The sequence below is a fragment of the Ruegeria sp. CF4 genome (assembly GCF_056537345.1).
The window spans coordinates 771,570-787,857 of sequence record NZ_JBQFRJ010000001.1 but is presented as its reverse complement, the minus strand read 5'-3'; the positions used below and the strand labels follow the sequence as shown (position 1 = coordinate 787,857).

Below are 16,288 nucleotides of genomic sequence, written 5' to 3'. Positions count from 1 at the left end.
AACATGCTGACGATCAACGGAGATCAGGAAGAGTTCTGGGGCAAGTCCGAAATGGGCACGCGCTGGCTGACTTTCGAAGATCAACTGGATCACCTCTTCACTCCCGTTCTGGATCTGGTCCTTGACCGCGCCGCATTGTCCGATGGAATGCGCGTCATCGACATCGGCTGCGGCACCGGAGCTAGCGCACTGCGGGCCGCACAGCAGGTTGGTTCCGACGGCCATGTGCTGGGTGTCGATATTTCGGAACAGTTTCTGGAACGGGCGCGCAACCGCGCGGCCCGTGCCCAACTTTCCAATCTGGCGTTTCAATATGCCGATGCACAGGTCGCTGATCTGGGGACAAACAACTGCGACGCCATGATCTCGCGCTTTGGAGTCATGTTCTTCTCAGACCCGGTTGCGGCCTTTGCAAATATGGCACGCGCGCTGAAGCCCGGCGGACAAATGACATTCGCGGCCTGGGGCGGTCTGTCTGAAAACCCGTGGTTCAAAATACCGCATGTCGCTGCTGTCAAACGATTGGGCCAACCTCCTAAGGTAGACCGAAACGCGCCGGGGCCGTTGGCCTTTCACGACCGCGACAGAGTCGCAGGTCTTATGTCCTCTGCCGGATTGACGGATATAAGGGTCGAGGCGATCCCCTTGATGCTCTCTGGCCCAAAGACCGTGGCGGACGCAGCCTTGTTGTGCACCCGCGTTGGCCCGGCGGCGCGGGTTGTCGCTCATTTCGAGGGCATGCAAACGGATGTCGACGCTATCGTCGATGCCGTTGCCGAAGAATTCAAAGCATACCAAACGTCCGAAGGCGTGAAGATCCCTGCTGTGATAAACCTGCTACAGGCGCGTGTGGCCCAGTGATGGACGGAAAATGGGCCGCGTAGCGCATACCGTGTTGTAATAGAAAGTTTTTGTAAGTCGAAATGAATGCTGCATTTTTGGCAAACGTCGTCTGTGTCAGTTGGCAGCAGATTTTCGCAAACGATCACAACTTTAGTTCAAGTATCATATGCGTAGGGCAAAAAATATTTCGCGAAGCATCAACCACCTTTCCACACAAGAGAAATCATATGTAAGTTCCGAACTTATCATCCAGGTGGAAGATGACAGTATCTAATTGAAGCGCGGGCTGGTGCACCGTGGTCCTATCGCAATCAACTCGACGACGAGCGGCAAGACATTGGACTTAGATCTTATCCGGATATTTCGCCGCCCAACATCAGCATATATCGGTCAATTGGTTTGCATATTTACACGCATAGAAGCGATCTGTTGATAAGTATTCTCAACACTAACAAGTCGAATCCAAACGGAAACAAACAAAGATGTTCGCCGCTTGGTTTGCAAACCACGCAACAAGAATCCTTCTCAAATCACTAGTTCTGAACCTACGCCCACCAGCTTCTGTTCAAACCAACAAATGACCTACAATCAATCCAAATCAAGATTTTGAAGCTTAGAATAAAGGTACTCACCTATTGCCCGTGAACCGAGCGCGGTAGTGTGGATTGGATCATAGAAATCCATCGCTAGGTTAAACTCAATTTCTGTCAAAAGATCGAGGCAAATGGCACCCAGTTTCTCACACTCTTCCATTTGTGCTTCCGCCAAAGCACGTTCAATCCTATAGAAATCGACACCGTTCAATGTTTGAAATTCTTCCGGTAGTTGCTGACGAACCAATTCGAAGAAATCTGGCTCGTATTTGGCGATGCCGAAAATTTTTCCATCGCGACGGTCCCATCGGGCACTTCTCTGCGTGACAAAAATCGGCTCTGCACCGAATTCACGGGTCATTCGGTCTAATTCAGAGATGCGCTCGGCGTAGCTATCCAGTGAAGTACTGAAAATATCAGACAAAGGGGCAGAAATCAGCGGCTCTGTTACAAGAGGTTCGTGATCAGCGATATTCGTCCTGTTTAGTTCGTTAAGTGCATGTTCTTCAGAAAGAGCAGTTCTCGATATTCTATACAATTGATAGAATATCGACTTGTCTTTGATAAATGCCTTCAGATCGTTATAGGTGCTATCTTCCAGCGCAACCACATCATACGAAGATTCAGGCTCAGACTTGAGAAGATCGTTTATTCCAACATAAAATAGCACGTAGCGTGCACTGAGACCTGGTATTTTATTAAACCAGGAAGTGAAGTTGGCCATATGCCCGAAGGTTGACTGACCATCAATACCTGCATTGGCGATCGAAACATCCTTGCCATCATCAGCAAACAACTCGCGCAGAGTGGCTTGATAGGTCTCTGAATCGTCAATCCATCTCTGATCGGTCGTGGAACCGACAACCGTCAAAATATCAATTTCTGATACGTCCCCCTCCAATCCACGAAATCCAAATGAGTCACGGGTACACGTGATCGTGGATTTACCGACGTGAACTGGATTATCTTGTACATTTTTGAAGTTTCTAACCTGGGTGAACTTCATCATAGCATGCTTCTCAGAGAACCAAGTTCCAAACAGAAGTTCTGCCGCAATCAAAACAAGTCCAATTAGCAAACCGTTAATTATAATTACTCTAAATAAATTATTACTCCGCGTAATTCGTTTATCAGGAACAAATTAATCAGTTTGATGTTCCTTGATCTCTTCATGCAAACTTGCTCCGCTTGGTACAACACCAGATGCGCGTTTTGAGGGGCTATCCATCAGACTATCTTGGTCACGTGAAATCTCATGAAACCATATCGGCAACACCATTTGAAACCCTAGTGCCACCAATAACTGCCCGGGGTCGTTGATTGTCAACGAGTTCCAACCAATCTCTTTGAATTTAAATGATTGAATCGAAATTCGATCAAGGATCAATGAACTCCAAGAGAACTGGCGTTGCACTTATGTGACCCTCACCTAACGACTAGTGTTTTCGTGGCTTCGACAGAGTAAAATCTTAATCCGTGTCAAAACGAAAAAGGCCGGGCGCTGGGCCCGGCCTTTCGATTTTAGTTATTCAGGATCACGCGCGACGACGACGACCACCTCCGCGGCGGCCACCACCAGCGGCGGCACCTGCTTCGTCAGGCGCTTTGTTGAACCTGATCCACTCACCGCCATGCGGGTCATTGTTGGTCAGCAGGTTCGCGGCGCGGATGGCTTCCATTTCTTTGCCCGCGCGCGGCTTGGTCGAGCCAAGGCCGAACAGCTGGCAGAACGTTTCATCATCCATATCCGCAGGTAGAACGATGCCCTTGGCTTCGACCTCGGCCTTTTTCTCGGCCAGTTTCTTGGGACCAACCGGCAGAGCGACCGGGTTCATGATCGCCGAGGTCATGCCTGCACCCATCGCCATCGGCAGGAACGCGTTGTTGATGCCGTGCCGGTTTGGCAGACCGAACGAGATGTTCGATGCGCCGCAAGTGGTGTTTACGCCCAACTCTTCGCGCAGACGGCGGACCAGAGCAAATACCTGATTGCCAGCGGTTGCCATCGCGCCAATTGGCATGACCAGCGGGTCAACCACGATGTCGTGCGCAGGGATGCCGAAATCGGCGGCACGCTCAACGATCTTCTTGGCCACGTCGAACCGCACATCGGGGTCTTCCGAAATACCGGTGTCGTCGTTCGAGATCGCCACAACCGGCACATTGTATTTCTTGACCAGCGGCAGAACCAGTTCCAGACGCTCTTCCTCACCCGTGACCGAGTTCAACAGCGGGCGACCCTCGGCAGCTTCCAGACCTGCCTCAAGCGCACCGGGAACCGATGAGTCGATGCACAGAGGCACTTCAACCAGCCCCTGCACCAGCTCGACGATTTTGGTCATCAGGGGCGGCTCGGTCTCGTTTGGGTTGGGGTTCGAGTTGTAAACAACACCCGCATTGATATCCAGAACGGTAGCGCCTGCAGCAACCTGAGCGATGGCGTCTTTCTCGACTGTCGAGAAGTCGCCTGCTTCCAGCTCGGCCGCCAGTTTCTTGCGGCCAGTCGGGTTGATCCGTTCACCGATCACGCAGAACGGTTCGTCAAAGCCCAGAACGGCAGTTTTTGTTTTTGATTCAACGACTGTACGGGTCATGTCCGGTCCTTAGGAGTTTACAGGCTTTGCCGAAGCGCCGCCGTTTTCAATCGCCCAGTTGGCGTTGGTCTTGATACCACCCAGCGGGAAGAAGTGCACTTTGGTGATGTTGAAGTCGGGGTTCGCAGCTTTGTGGTTCGCCAGTTCGGTCAGCACGTCTGTCGGCTCATAAGGCAGCAGCAGCTTCGAGACATCCATGGCACGCTTCTGCAGAACCTTGAGCGACGGGCCGACGCCGCAGGCGATGGCGAACTTGATCAGGGTCTGAAGCTTGGCGGGGCCAGCGATGCCGATGTGAATCGGCAGGTCGATGCCCGCTTCTTTCAGACTATCCGCCCAAGCGATGATCGGTTTGGCATCAAAGGCAAACTGTGTCGCCAGCGCCATTTCGGCGTCGGTGGTTTCCGAGAACTTCTGTTTCCAGCGCAGCGCATCGTCGACGTTCTTTGTCGAACCGTCGGGGTCGATGTCTTTGTTGCCTTCCGGATGACCAGCGACATGCAGATGCTTGAAGCCCGCCTTGTCAAAAAGACCGGTTTCCAGCAATTGCATCGAGCTGTCGAAATCACCGTGCGGGTTTGCAACCCCACCCGCCAGCAGCAGCGCCTGCTCAACCCCGGCTTCGCCCTGATACATGGAAATCCAGTTCTCCAGCGTCGCAGCGTCTTTGATGATCCGCGCCGGGAAGTGCGGCATCACGGGATAGCCTTCGTCGGCGATACGTTTGGCGGTTTTCACCATGTCTTCGATCGGTGTGCCCTCGATATGGGCAATGTAGACACGGGTACCTTCCGGCAACAACGCGCGGAAATCCTCGACCTTTTCTGCGGTACGCGGCATCACCTCGATCGAATAGCCTTGCAGGAAGGCTTCGACAGTCGGGTTCACCGGGGCCTTCGCGGCCGCATCACGTTTCTTGAAGTTCAGCAAAGCCATCGCGGCCTCCCATAAAGATTTGGGGCTCATGCCCAACCGTCGTTCGCGATCAGCGCTTTGATGCGGTCCTGATCGTATTCAGCTTCAAGGCGCACAGCTTCGGCCTCGGCAATCTCGGACGGGTCGCCCTCAACCGCAAAAGGCTCGGCCTTGCGCCATTCTGCCAGGTAGGCATCACTGTCCTTTGCGTTCACCTTCATGGCTGCCCGGTCGATGGCTTGCTCGAACCGTTCTTCCAGTTGCCGCTTGGCACCACGGCGGCCTTTGCCGACGATGACCTGAGCGGGAATGTCGCGCCAGTATACGATGGTGACGTCAGGCATTGCTGTGATTCCTTCTAACCCGATGGAGCGGTTCTAAACTTCAATGTGAGCTCGGGTCGGTCGATTTTCGACACCCGACGCTTTTCAAACGACCTTTTCGTTACGCCAGTCTTCCGGGCTTTTAGCCAATTCCTGGGCAAACACGCATAGCAAATTTCTCAATATCTCTGTGAATGCCCTTCATAAAAAGAAAAAACCCCGGACGGCATAAGCCATCCGGGGCGTTTCAAGGGTGGAAATCGGTTTAACCGACCAAACCGCCATCTTCGCGGGTAATCGCAATAATGGCCGAACGCGGCACCGCGTCACCACCTTCGGGCCAATGGCTGTTGCCATCCTCGCCCGGGTGCTGAATGCCCACAAACATGGTACGGCGATCCGGCGACCAGCTTAGGCCGGTGACCTCACATTCGTTCGGGCCAACTAGGAAGCGACGGATTTCCCCGGTGACCGGATCACCGGCCAACATCTGGTTGTTACCCTGCCCTACGAAGTCCCCTTCGTTGCCATAGTTGCCATCGGTCTGGATCCACAGCAGGCCATTGCTGTCGAATTTCAGGCCATCGGGCGAGTTGAACATGTTATCGGCATTGACGTTATCCGAACCCGCATAAGCGTCCTGATGCACGGTTGGGTTTCCTGCCAGCACGTACAGGTCCCAGCCAAAGCCCGGCGCTGTGTGGTCACCGCCGTCCGGGCGCCAACGCACGATCTGGCCATAATGATTGGCGTCACGCGGGTTCGGGCCATTAGCCGAGGTGTCGTCACCGCCAGCATTCGGCTTCACGCCACGGTTCTTGTTGTTGGTCAAACAGCAGTAGACCTCGGGTGCGTTCGGGTTGGCCGCAACCCACTCGGGCCGATCCATGGTAGTGGCCCCAACGGTCGATGCCGCCTGACGCGTGTGGATGCTGACTTCGGCAAGTGAAGCAAGACCGGTTGTCTCAGGTGTCAGCTCCAGCCACTCACCCGTACCATCGTCATTGAACCTGGCAACTGACAGAGTTCCGTTTTCCAGCAGAGCGTTGGTATCAACCCCAGCGGCATAAACGCCATCCGAAACGAAACGATACAGGAACTCACCCCGTTCATCATCGCCCATATAGACAACAACGCGGCCATCATTGTTGACGATGGTTTCAGCATTCTCATGCTTGAAACGACCCAAGGCGGTCAGTTTGCGCGGGGTCGAGTTTGGATCGGTCGGATCGATTTCAACCACGTAACCGGCGCGGTTCGGTTCGTTGGGGTTTTTCGAGACGTCGAACCGGTCGTCGATCTTGGCCCAGCCATAGCCCCAGTCTTTCGTCGAAACGCCATAGCGCTTCAGTTCGGCGCTGACCTCATGATTTTCGTCTTCTGCCGAGAAGTAGCCGTTGAAGTTCTCTTCACAGGCCAGATAGGTGCCCCACGGTGTCATGCCGTTGCCGCAGTTGTTCCAGGTACCTTTGGAAGTGGTGCCCGACGGATCAGCAGCAGTTTTCATCAGATCGTGACCTGCCGCCGGACCGGTAATGGCCATATCGGTCTGCGGTGTGATGCGACGGTTATATGGGCTGTCCTTAACGATACTCCAGGTGCCGTCGGCATTTGCAATCTCAACCACGGTGACACCGTGCGCCATCATGCCCTTCGCAACATCGTCATCCGAGGCCGCCTTGGCATCCGGATTGTTGCCCCAAAGGATATCGCGGTTGGTGTATTCGTTGTTCACAACCAGCAGAACATGACCGTCATGGAAGAAAACGTCCTGCCCATCGGTGTTGTCACCAAAGGCGCGTTCCTGACTGGCGGCAGTGCCACGCGTGGCGTGATCGAATTCGGGCGCGTCGGACCACAGTGGATCACCCCAGCGCACCATGACTTCGGCCTTGTAGCCCGCAGGTACAATCACGTCGTCTGCGGTGGAAACAGGGATCGCTTCGAACGAGAACCGGTCCGTCGCAGCGCGCGCACCCGATGGAATAAGCGAGCCGCCAACAGCCGTGAAGCTACCCACTGCCAGAACGCCGCCCAGAAAGCCGCGACGCGACAACGCACGTTCGACCACGCGGTCAAATTCGCATTCTTCCGGACGTGGATTCACAACTTCGTCAAATTCATCGAATGTCAGGATGCGCTCATCTTTCATGGCAGTCTCCGTATCTGGCTGAGAGCTTGTAAGGAATCCCGATCAAGGGATCAGCACGGAATTCGCATTTCAGTATGAACGCAGTGTGACAGTCCAGGTAATTTCAAAACTGAAATCACTTGCGCGTCGGCGATACGCCGCCTAGGGTCAAACTAACTCGAAAATCGGAGGGCGTGACGAATGGCGCCCAAGCGTCCCAAAGGTGCGGGCGCGTTCCCGAAGGCGGTCGAAAGCCCCGCGCCGGCAAGACCCGATCCGGATGCACTCTACGCGGCACTGGATCTGGGAACAAATAGCTGCCGCATGTTGATAGCCCAGCCCAAGGGCAGCGGGTTCCATGTGGTAGACAGCTTCTCCAAATCGGTGCAGTTGGGCGCCGGTCTGGAACGTACCGGACGACTGTCGCGGGCGTCTATGTCGCGTACCGTTCAGGCCCTTCGGATCTGCCAGCAAAAGCTGAAACGCAACAAGGTCAAGCGCATGCGCCTGATCGCAACCGAGGCTTGCCGCCGAGCCAAGAACTCGCGCGATTTCATCCGGCAAGTGCGGCGTGAAACCGGCCTGACTCTCGAAATCATCCAGCCCGAGGAAGAAGCGCGTCTGGCCGTGATTTCCTGCGCTCCACTTGTTTCGACCAAGACCGAACAGTTGCTGGTGGTGGATATCGGCGGCGGCTCGACCGAGCTGGTGTGGATCGACATCTCATCCGTTCCGCGACGCGACCGTCCGGCGGCGATCATGCGGTTGCACAATGGCTTCCACACCGCCGACAGCCCATTCCCTGCTGCCAAGGTCGTCGACTGGATCAGCGTCCCGCTGGGTGTTGCCACCTTGCGGGATCAGTTCAATGACGTCGAAGACGATGCAGCGCGCTTCGCTCTGATGAGTTGGTTCTTCGAAGAGAATCTGGCCGACTTTGCGCCTTACAAGGACGAGCAAGCCCGCGAAGGCTTCCAGATCGTCGGCACCAGCGGCACGGTCACGACCGTCGCGGCCTCTCACCTGGGTCTGAAGCGTTATGACCGAACCAAGGTCGATGGGCTGCGCATGACCAGCGATCAGATCGACAAAGTGATCCGCGGCTATCTGGAACTCGGACCTCAGGGACGGCGCAGGGATCCCCGGATTGGCGATGATCGGCAGGCTCTGATCATGTCCGGCTCGGCCATCTTGCAGGCACTGCTCAGATGCTGGCCCACCGATCGCCTTTCGGTGGCAGACCGCGGCTTGCGCGAAGGCCTTCTTTACGCACAGATGAGCGCGGACGGTGTATTGGAAGACGGGCCGTTCTGATTGCTCACAGACGCCTTTACAGTAGTTGCCATCGCCTACCGTACCAGCACCGCTGCAACTGCAATCTGCTCACTCGAAGCTGCGGGTTTTGACGTTTTCAGCCCGGGTTTCAACTTGGTTAGCGTGGCTCCGCACTGGTCTTGGGCGATTGGCGGCATCCATATTGCCGTACCAAACTCTCAGGCTTCGGAGGCCCGGGATCTGATACGCAGCTTCGAGCCATCAACACGGGATCGGCCATCTTGTACTGCGCAGATAATGAATGGTGCGGGTTGGTTGGCGTTTGGCATTTCTTCACCATGGCCAGACCTGCTAGTGAGGGATTAGCGTCGCCTTGCCACTCATCCAGCAAGGCGGTATGGACGGTCAGCTTTCAGGAGATCAATCACATGGCGAAGACACCGAGTGGAAAGAACATCTCGGGTCGCGGGCAACGTGACCTGAAGGTTAAGGTCAAAACCGCGCGCGGGCGCAAGCTGAGTTCGACCCGCTGGCTCGAACGGCAGTTGAACGATCCATATGTAAAACGCGCGCAGGTCGAAGGGTATCGCGGACGCGCGGCCTTCAAGATATTGGAACTGGACGACAAATTCCGGTTTCTGGTGCCGGGCGCTCGCGTGGTCGATCTGGGCTGCGCCCCCGGCGGCTGGCTGCAGATCGCGGTCAAGCGGGTCAACGCACTGGGTGAGAAAAGCGGAAAGCGTATTGGCACCGTTCTTGGGGTCGATCTGCAAGAAGTCGAACCAGTCGCAGGCGCAACCGCCCATGTGCTGGATTTCATGGAAGATGACGCCGATCGGAAAGTGAAAGACTGGCTGGGCGGCAAAGCGGATGTGGTGATGTCGGACATGGCCGCAGCCTCGTCGGGTCATAAGCAGACCGACCATTTGCGGATCATGGCGCTGTGTGAAACCGCTGCCTATTTCGCATTTGACGTGCTGGAAGAAGGTGGCACTTTTGTTGCCAAAGTCCTGGCCGGTGGGGCCGAGGGGGATCTGCAGAAGCTACTGAAGCAGAAATTCACCAAGGTCGCCAACGTCAAACCGCCTGCATCCCGATCGGACAGCTCCGAGAAATTTGTGGTTGCTACAGGTTTCCGGGGCTGAACGTCAGTCGAGATCGATCCTGCCCTGTGCCAGACGCTGTTCGCGCAGAGAAGCCGCAGCGATGCCTTGCAGCAACAACGCCTCACCATGGTTGATATCCACGGGCTTGCGCGCGCGCAGTTCCTCGATCCTCTGATCCAGAGTTGTGTTCCGCGTACCAGTCAATTGCGGCGGACGTGTTGCTGAACGATCCGACATAGCTCACCTTTAGTTTCAAGGGTGAGTTTAGTGAGACAATGAGCCCGCATCGTGGCGGAAATCGGTCTGTTCGATGCCGATCATTGCGCCAGTTCGCTCGCTAATTGGCGCAGGTTTGGATCGTCGGGAAGCACTTCAAGGCCCTCATCCAGAACATCCAAAGCAGCCTGTCGGCCGCGGTTGATATGCGCGAGCTGGACCAGCATCGGCCAAGCTTCGGCGCGCTGGGGATCCAATAAAACAACTTCGCGGAAAGCCCGCTCTGCCGCCGGTGCGTTGCGTAATGTCAGTGCGAGGCCGCCCAGAACCAGATGGGTTTCGGGAAAGTCCAAACGATTGGACATGCTGCGCTGCCAGTCTGCCATACCCTGCTGTGCATTGGCGTTCTGCTGAGGAGTTAGGGCTTGAGGCGGGATCGGCAGGAACTCTTTCGCAGTGGCGATGCGCACGTTGCGCAAGGGGTCCGACAAAAGGGGTTCCAGCCGCGAGATACGCTCAGCCAATGGAGCTTGTCGTTGCAGAGCTACCGAGTTGGCGCGCACCAAAGGGTCAGGGTCGGTCAGGGTCGGCATCAATGCCTCGGCTAAATCAGGCGAAGCAAAGGGTTGCAGCAAGTAAAGAGCCGAGGCTCGCACGATGCCTGCCTGCTGCGTATCCAGAGCAATCGTCGTCAATGCATCAGGATTATCCAGTTGGCCATCGGCGGCATCCGCAAACGATGTTCCGTAATGCGATGTCCTGTGTGTGGCCTCGGGAAACCAGCCTTCGATCTCTCGCGCGGCCCAGGGTTGATCCTGATCCGCGTGACAATCGGTACAGGCATCGACGCCAAGCCCCAAATCAGGTCTCGGGATACGAAAACTGTGGTCACGGCGGCCATCGACGCCCATATAGACGCGCTCGATCATGTGGCAGCTTTTGCACTGGGCCCCCTCCGACCCCTCGGCATGATGGTGGTGGTCCGGAGTGTCGTACTCGGCCTGTCGCAGCGTTGGAAATTCTGGATTGCCCGCGGGCGAATGACACTGCGTGCAGACACCATTGCCCTCGGCTTTCAGGTCGGCCCGGTGGGCGTCATGGCAATTCATGCAGCCCACGCCGCGCGCATACATGCGGGATTGCAGGAATGAGCCATAAACATAGACCTCATCCAGTATCTGCCCGTCCGGATGATATTGGCTCGGGCGCAAAACGGCGAGATTGTAAGCGTCGTGATATGCGGTTCCAGGCAAGGGATTGCCGTCTTCCAGGGCCTCGCGCCGGGAATGGCAACCCGCGCATTGTTGAATCTCAGCCTCGGTCTGCCCACTGCTCCAGCTCATCGAGAACCCAAACTCGGTCAGCCCATCGTTCAGTTCTTTGCCTGAGACCCATTCCAGATGCGCAGACCCCGGCCCATGGCACGCCTCACACCCGACACCAATCTCTGCCTGTTTCGAGGCGTAGGTTCTGGTGACAGCATCATAGTTCTTCACATACCCGGTCGCGTGACATTCAGCACAGCGCGCGTTCCAGTTCTTATATGGCCCCGTCCAGTGCAAACCATCATCCGGCGGCAAGTTCTGATCGGGGTAGAGATGGAACCAACGGCCCTTTTCCGTATCCCAGACAACATCAAAACTCTGCAGCCTGCCCGGTTCTGTTTCGAACAGGTATTGCTGCAAAGGTTCGATGCCGACGACCGAATGGACGGGATAATCCGTGATGATGCCATCCTTTTCGGTCACCTGCGCGCTGAGTGTTCCGTCCTGATCGCCAAACGTGACCGTCATCCCGTCATGTTCAAAACCGGTGCCCGCAAAATCTGCCAGAACCTTGCCATCCGACACATCGGTCCACGCAAGGGCGTGGTGCGAGCCTCGCCACGCCGTGGCCTCCTCCTGATGGCAATCCGTGCAAGCTTCGGACCCGACATAATCCTGCGCCCAACCGATCTGAGCCGTCGCCAACAGCGCGACCACCGTCGGGACAACTCTCATCCGTCTTCTGCCTGTTTCAGATCGATCAGCGCACCATTATACTCCGCGCCAAGGATGAGCATGGCCGAGCAGAGATAAAGAAAAATCAGCGCGGCCATCGCACCCGCCAGCCCGGCATAAGTCGCGCTGTAAGATGCGAACTGAGCGATATAGACAGAAAATCCCCAACCGCCCGCAGCCCAAAGCGCCAGCGTCAGCACCACCCCCGGCAGAATCTGTGCCAGACTGTGGCGTCGTGTCGGCAAAACCAAATGCGCCAAAAGGACCGTCCCCACCGGCACGGCGACAGTGAAGGTCCAGCGCAAGCGGTCGACCGAAAGCCAGTTATCGACATCCACCGCCGTCGTCTCGGACACCAGACGCGTGTAGACCGGTAAAACCACCTCGACCGCCGCGATGGCGAGGATTGCTGCGCCGCCGATGATGACCAAAGCAAAACACAACAGCCGCGTTTTCCAGAACGGCCAGCTGTCCTTATCGTGATAGGCCTGCGTCATCGCCTTGCGCACAGCTGCGACGCCGTTCGAGGCAAAATAGATCGCCAACAGACCGCCCAGAGTGATTACGCCCGAGCCGGCCCCGGCCAACACCGCGCGCAGTTCTGCAATGATCGGGTCGGCGACATCCTTGGGCCACGCGCCAAAGATCAGTTCGATCAGTTCATCCGTCACATAGCCCTGCGATAACGCCCCGGCCAACGCCACAGTAAACAGAACGAACGGAAACAGCGCCATCATCAATGACATGGCGACATGGCTGCTCATGACAAAGCCGTTCTTGTCATTGAACCGCCGCACCGCAAGCCAGAGGCCTCGCACAAACTGGCCGGAGGATGGAATCGCAATACGTGACATTTTCTGACCCTAACCTGCCTTCCGACCACTCTGAACTGCCAATCTGTGTGGTTTTGTGAATTTTCGCACGTAAGCACCTGCGCGGATTGCATAAACCGGCAAGCCCGTGCAGGATCGGCCTCAACGCACAGCAAGGTTATCCAATGAACCCCGATGACAACCAGGCTCGGCCCCGTCTTCAACTGGGCGTACTGCGCGACATTGCGATTGTCGCCACTCTGGTCGTGCTGGGCCTTTATGCGGGGGCCAACTTTCTGGTGCCGCTGACCATGGCTCTGCTGGTGAACGTCCTGATCATTGCGCTGAGCGATCGGGTCATCGCCCTGACCCGCGCGCCGATCTGGCTGGCAAATATCGCTGGTGTGACGGTGGTTTTAGCGGGTTTGTTCATGATCATGTACATCCTCGGCAGTCAGGCCACACAATTCGCCCGCTCAATCAATACCTATGAAAGTCAATTTGACGGCGCCGTGAACAGGATCACCGGGCTCGTGGGCAATGATGTGACCAGCTTTATCCGGGACAATCTGGTCAGTATCGACATGTCCTACGTGGCGCGCGTGTTGTTGGGCAGCGCAACATCCCTGCTCAACCAGTTCTTTCTGATCAGCCTCTATGTGGCCTTTCTGATGGCCGAGCGTCTGGCCTTTCGCAAGAAAATCCGGCTTGCAGCAGGTAGCCCGCAGCTTGGGGCGGATCTGGCTGCGGTGCTGGATGCGATCTCGTTCAGCCTGCAGCGCTATGTTGGAGTGAAAACCCTGATCAGCCTGATCACAGCCACCATCAGCTATTCCATCTTCAAGCTTCTGGGGCTGGAATACGCCGAGACCTGGGCCGTCCTAACCTTCGCCCTGAATTTCATTCCGTCAATCGGTTCGATCATCGCTGTGATCTTCCCGGCCATGATCGCGTTGGTTCAGTTCGAGACTATCGGGCCCTTCCTCGTGATCGTACTGGGCTGCGGGACCATCCAGTTCGTGATTGGCAACTTTCTGGACCCTGCCATGCTGGGCCGTTCGCTGAACATGTCGACCTTCCTTGTGATCCTGGCGCTGACCTTCTGGACAACGGTCTGGGGCCTGATTGGCGCGTTTCTGAGCGTGCCGCTGACGGTCTGCATCCTGATCATCTTCAGCCACATCCCTGCCTTACGTCCCGTCGCGATCTTGATGTCGCTGGACGGCAGGCTAGGTGAAGACGGCGATGCACGAGCCACCAAATAACCAATGCGCCACCCTATGTTCATAGGGTCCGAGATCTATCGGAACTCGACTTATGGCGCGAAGCATCCTCTGGCGATCCCGCGCGTATCCACTGTGATCGATCTGTGCCAGTCCCTGGGGTGGCTCGATGCAAAAAACTACAGGGTAAGCCCATGCGCCAAACCAAAGGCGCTGCACAGGTTTCATGCGCCAGACTATATTTCGGCGCTGCAACGGGCGGAAAAGACCCAGTCGGTCACTGACGATGTTAAACGCAAATATGGGCTGGGAACATTGTCCAACCCGGTCTTTGCCGAGATGTATCGACGCCCGGCAACCGCCGCCGGTGGGTCCATGTTGGGCGCAGAACTGATCCGCGACGGAGGGATCGTCTTCAACCCGGCCGGGGGTACCCATCATGGGATGGCCGACCGGGCCAACGGATTTTGCTATTTGAACGATCCCGTTCTCGCAATCCTCAGGCTACTTGATCTGGGGCTGGAGCGAATCGTCTATGTAGACATAGATGCGCATCACTGCGATGGAGTCGAGGCTGCCTTTCACGGCTCGACCAAGGTGCGGATGATCTCAGTGCATGAGGCCCGCAGATGGCCCTTCACGGGACAGCTGGAAGATGACGCGGGCGGTGCCGCCTGGAACCTGCCCGTTGATCGCGGACTGAACGACGATGAGTTTCAGGCCATACTGGACGAGATGATCCTTCCGGTAACTCAGGCATTCCACCCGCAGGCCATTGTCTTGCAATGCGGCGCTGATGCGGTGGTCGAAGACCCCTTGTCCCGGCTGGCTTTGTCAAACAATTCACATTGGCGTGCCGTCGCCGGCCTTCAGGCCCTGACGTCCCGATTTCTGGTCCTCGGCGGTGGCGGGTATAACCCATGGTCCGTGGCACGTTTGTGGAGCGGGGTTTGGGCCACCCTGAACGGGTGTGACATTCCATCAAACTTGGGCGAAGATCAGCAAACGATCTTGGATGGCCTGTATTGGAACCGAAAACTCAGGCAGAAAAGGCCAAAGCATTGGTCAACCACGCTGCGTGATCCTTGTAGCCCGGGACCTATCCGCGAGCAGATTACGATTGATATTCAAAAACTCATAAACCGGAATTCCTAGTGGCCCGAACGCCGTCGTCCTGATAACAATTTAACATCACTTGAAAATCCCGAGTCTCGGCTTTCGCAGACATCTGGTTGCAAAGCCTGCATATCGGGCGGTTACGGGATATTCTTTATGAGCGCACTCAACCAGATCATGGATCTCAGATCCCTTATGGGCCAATCGATCATCGGTCAGACCGAGGTCATTGATCGCCTGCTGATCGGTCTTCTGGCAAATGGCAACCTTTTGATCGAAGGCCTGCCTGGCCTGGCCAAGACGCGCGCGGTCAAGGCAATGGCGAAGAACATGGATGCAAGTTTTAGCCGCATTCAATTCACGCCGGACCTGTTGCCCTCGGATGTGACCGGAACCGAGATTTTCCAGCAAACCGATACAGGGGGTGAGTTCAAATTCGAACCCGGACCCATCTTCGCCAACATCGTTCTTGCGGATGAGATCAACCGAGCACCCGCCAAAGTGCAGGCCGCCCTGCTGGAAGCGATGGAGGAGCGGCAGGTCACCGTTTCCGGCACCACCCACAAGATGGAACCCCTGTTCATTGTGATTGCGACGCAGAACCCCATCGAGCAGGAAGGCACCTACCCTTTACCTGAGGCTCAGATGGACCGGTTTCTGATGCATGTGCAGATCACATATCCCCCGGTTGAGGACGAAGTGGAAGTGATCCGCCTTGTCCGGAGTGAAGAAATCGCTGCTGCCAAAGGTGGGTCCGCTGAAACCCCCGCAGCCATTCCGCAGGATGTTGTTTTTGCCGCCCGTTCCGAGATTGGGCAAATCCACGTCTCAGACGCGATGGATCGCTATATGGCCGACCTCGTACAGGCGACGCGCACGCCCGAAGCTTTAAGCCCGGAACTTGCGAGTTGGATTGAGATTGGAGCGAGTCCGCGTGCATCGCTGGCGCTAGACAAATGCGGGCGCGCGCATGCCTGGATGAACGGTCGCGATTATGTCGATCCTGCGGACATCCGCGCCATTGCGCATGATGTATTTCGCCATCGCGTGACCCTTAGTTTCGAAGCCCAAGGATCGGGAAAATCCGCGGATGATGTGATCGCAGAACTGTTGCGCTTGGTTGCATTGCCCTAGTCACCAC

General features: G+C 56.2%; 15 protein-coding genes. 6 read left to right on the top strand and 9 right to left on the bottom strand.

From position 1 onward, the window contains the following. Positions 1-3: 3 nt before the first annotated feature. Positions 4-861, top strand: a complete 858-nt coding sequence (locus ACR0NF_RS03880) for a class I SAM-dependent methyltransferase (RefSeq protein WP_480469755.1) — start codon at positions 4-6, stop codon at positions 859-861. A 570-nt stretch (positions 862-1,431) separates the two neighbouring features. Here ACR0NF_RS03880 and ACR0NF_RS03875 read toward each other — a convergent pair. From ACR0NF_RS03875 to ACR0NF_RS03850, 6 genes are all read right to left on the bottom strand, one after another. After that, a complete protein-coding gene (locus tag ACR0NF_RS03875; protein ID WP_480484999.1) occupies positions 1,432-2,445 on the bottom strand; it encodes a hypothetical protein in 1,014 nt (337 codons plus the stop codon). A 132-nt stretch (positions 2,446-2,577) separates the two neighbouring features. Next, entirely contained in the window at positions 2,578-2,850 is a 273-nt protein-coding gene (locus ACR0NF_RS03870) for a hypothetical protein (protein ID WP_480469753.1), read from the bottom strand. A gap of 121 nt (positions 2,851-2,971) precedes the next feature. Beyond that, on the bottom strand, positions 2,972-4,030 hold the full coding sequence (locus ACR0NF_RS03865) for a methyltetrahydrofolate cobalamin methyltransferase (protein WP_480469752.1): 1,059 nt from the start codon (positions 4,028-4,030) through the stop codon (positions 2,972-2,974). A 9-nt stretch (positions 4,031-4,039) separates the two neighbouring features. Beyond that, a complete protein-coding gene (locus ACR0NF_RS03860; protein WP_480469751.1) occupies positions 4,040-4,966 on the bottom strand; it encodes a methylenetetrahydrofolate reductase in 927 nt (308 codons plus the stop codon). 26 nt (positions 4,967-4,992) lie between these two features. Then, positions 4,993-5,289 carry a virulence factor gene (locus tag ACR0NF_RS03855; RefSeq protein WP_480469750.1) on the bottom strand — a complete coding sequence of 99 codons (297 nt, stop codon included), beginning with the start codon at positions 5,287-5,289 and terminating at the stop codon, positions 4,993-4,995. Between the two features lie 244 nt (positions 5,290-5,533). Beyond that, entirely contained in the window at positions 5,534-7,420 is a 1,887-nt protein-coding gene (locus ACR0NF_RS03850; protein WP_480469749.1) for a PhoX family protein, read from the bottom strand. A 180-nt stretch (positions 7,421-7,600) separates the two neighbouring features. Between ACR0NF_RS03850 and ACR0NF_RS03845 the strand changes: the two genes are divergently transcribed. Together ACR0NF_RS03845 and ACR0NF_RS03840 are read left to right on the top strand one after the other, a co-directional pair. Beyond that, positions 7,601-8,713 (top strand): Ppx/GppA phosphatase family protein, encoded by a 1,113-nt coding sequence (locus ACR0NF_RS03845; RefSeq protein WP_480469748.1) that lies wholly within the window; start codon positions 7,601-7,603, stop codon positions 8,711-8,713. Between the two features lie 389 nt (positions 8,714-9,102). Continuing rightward, on the top strand, positions 9,103-9,819 hold the full coding sequence (locus tag ACR0NF_RS03840) for an RlmE family RNA methyltransferase (protein WP_480777803.1): 717 nt from the start codon (positions 9,103-9,105) through the stop codon (positions 9,817-9,819). 3 nt (positions 9,820-9,822) lie between these two features. Here ACR0NF_RS03840 and ACR0NF_RS03835 read toward each other — a convergent pair whose 3' ends face one another. The 3 genes from ACR0NF_RS03835 to ACR0NF_RS03825 form a co-directional block, all read right to left on the bottom strand. Next, the gene (locus ACR0NF_RS03835) at positions 9,823-10,017 is read right to left on the bottom strand and encodes a hypothetical protein (protein ID WP_480777802.1); all 195 of its coding nucleotides are present in this window, start codon (positions 10,015-10,017) and stop codon (positions 9,823-9,825) included. A gap of 80 nt (positions 10,018-10,097) precedes the next feature. Beyond that, complete coding sequence (locus tag ACR0NF_RS03830) at positions 10,098-11,996, bottom strand: cytochrome c3 family protein (protein ID WP_480777801.1); 1,899 nt, start codon at positions 11,994-11,996, stop codon at positions 10,098-10,100. Continuing rightward, a complete protein-coding gene (locus ACR0NF_RS03825; protein ID WP_480777800.1) occupies positions 11,993-12,850 on the bottom strand; it encodes a YihY/virulence factor BrkB family protein in 858 nt (285 codons plus the stop codon). Before ACR0NF_RS03825 ends, ACR0NF_RS03830 begins: the two co-directional genes overlap by 4 nt. Before the next feature lie 143 nt (positions 12,851-12,993). Between ACR0NF_RS03825 and ACR0NF_RS03820 the strand changes: the two genes are divergently transcribed. The 3 genes from ACR0NF_RS03820 to ACR0NF_RS03810 all read left to right on the top strand — a co-directional run bounded on the left by ACR0NF_RS03820 (position 12,994) and on the right by ACR0NF_RS03810 (position 16,281). Then, positions 12,994-14,073 carry an AI-2E family transporter gene (locus tag ACR0NF_RS03820; protein WP_480657617.1) on the top strand — a complete coding sequence of 360 codons (1,080 nt, stop codon included), beginning with the start codon at positions 12,994-12,996 and terminating at the stop codon, positions 14,071-14,073. 15 nt (positions 14,074-14,088) lie between these two features. After that, positions 14,089-15,186 (top strand): acetoin utilization protein AcuC, encoded by a 1,098-nt coding sequence (locus ACR0NF_RS03815; protein WP_480777799.1) that lies wholly within the window; start codon positions 14,089-14,091, stop codon positions 15,184-15,186. Positions 15,187-15,303: 117 nt separating this feature from the next. Continuing rightward, positions 15,304-16,281, top strand: coding sequence for an AAA family ATPase (locus tag ACR0NF_RS03810; protein ID WP_480666885.1), 978 nt, complete (start codon positions 15,304-15,306; stop codon positions 16,279-16,281). The last annotated feature ends 7 nt before the right edge of the window (positions 16,282-16,288 follow it).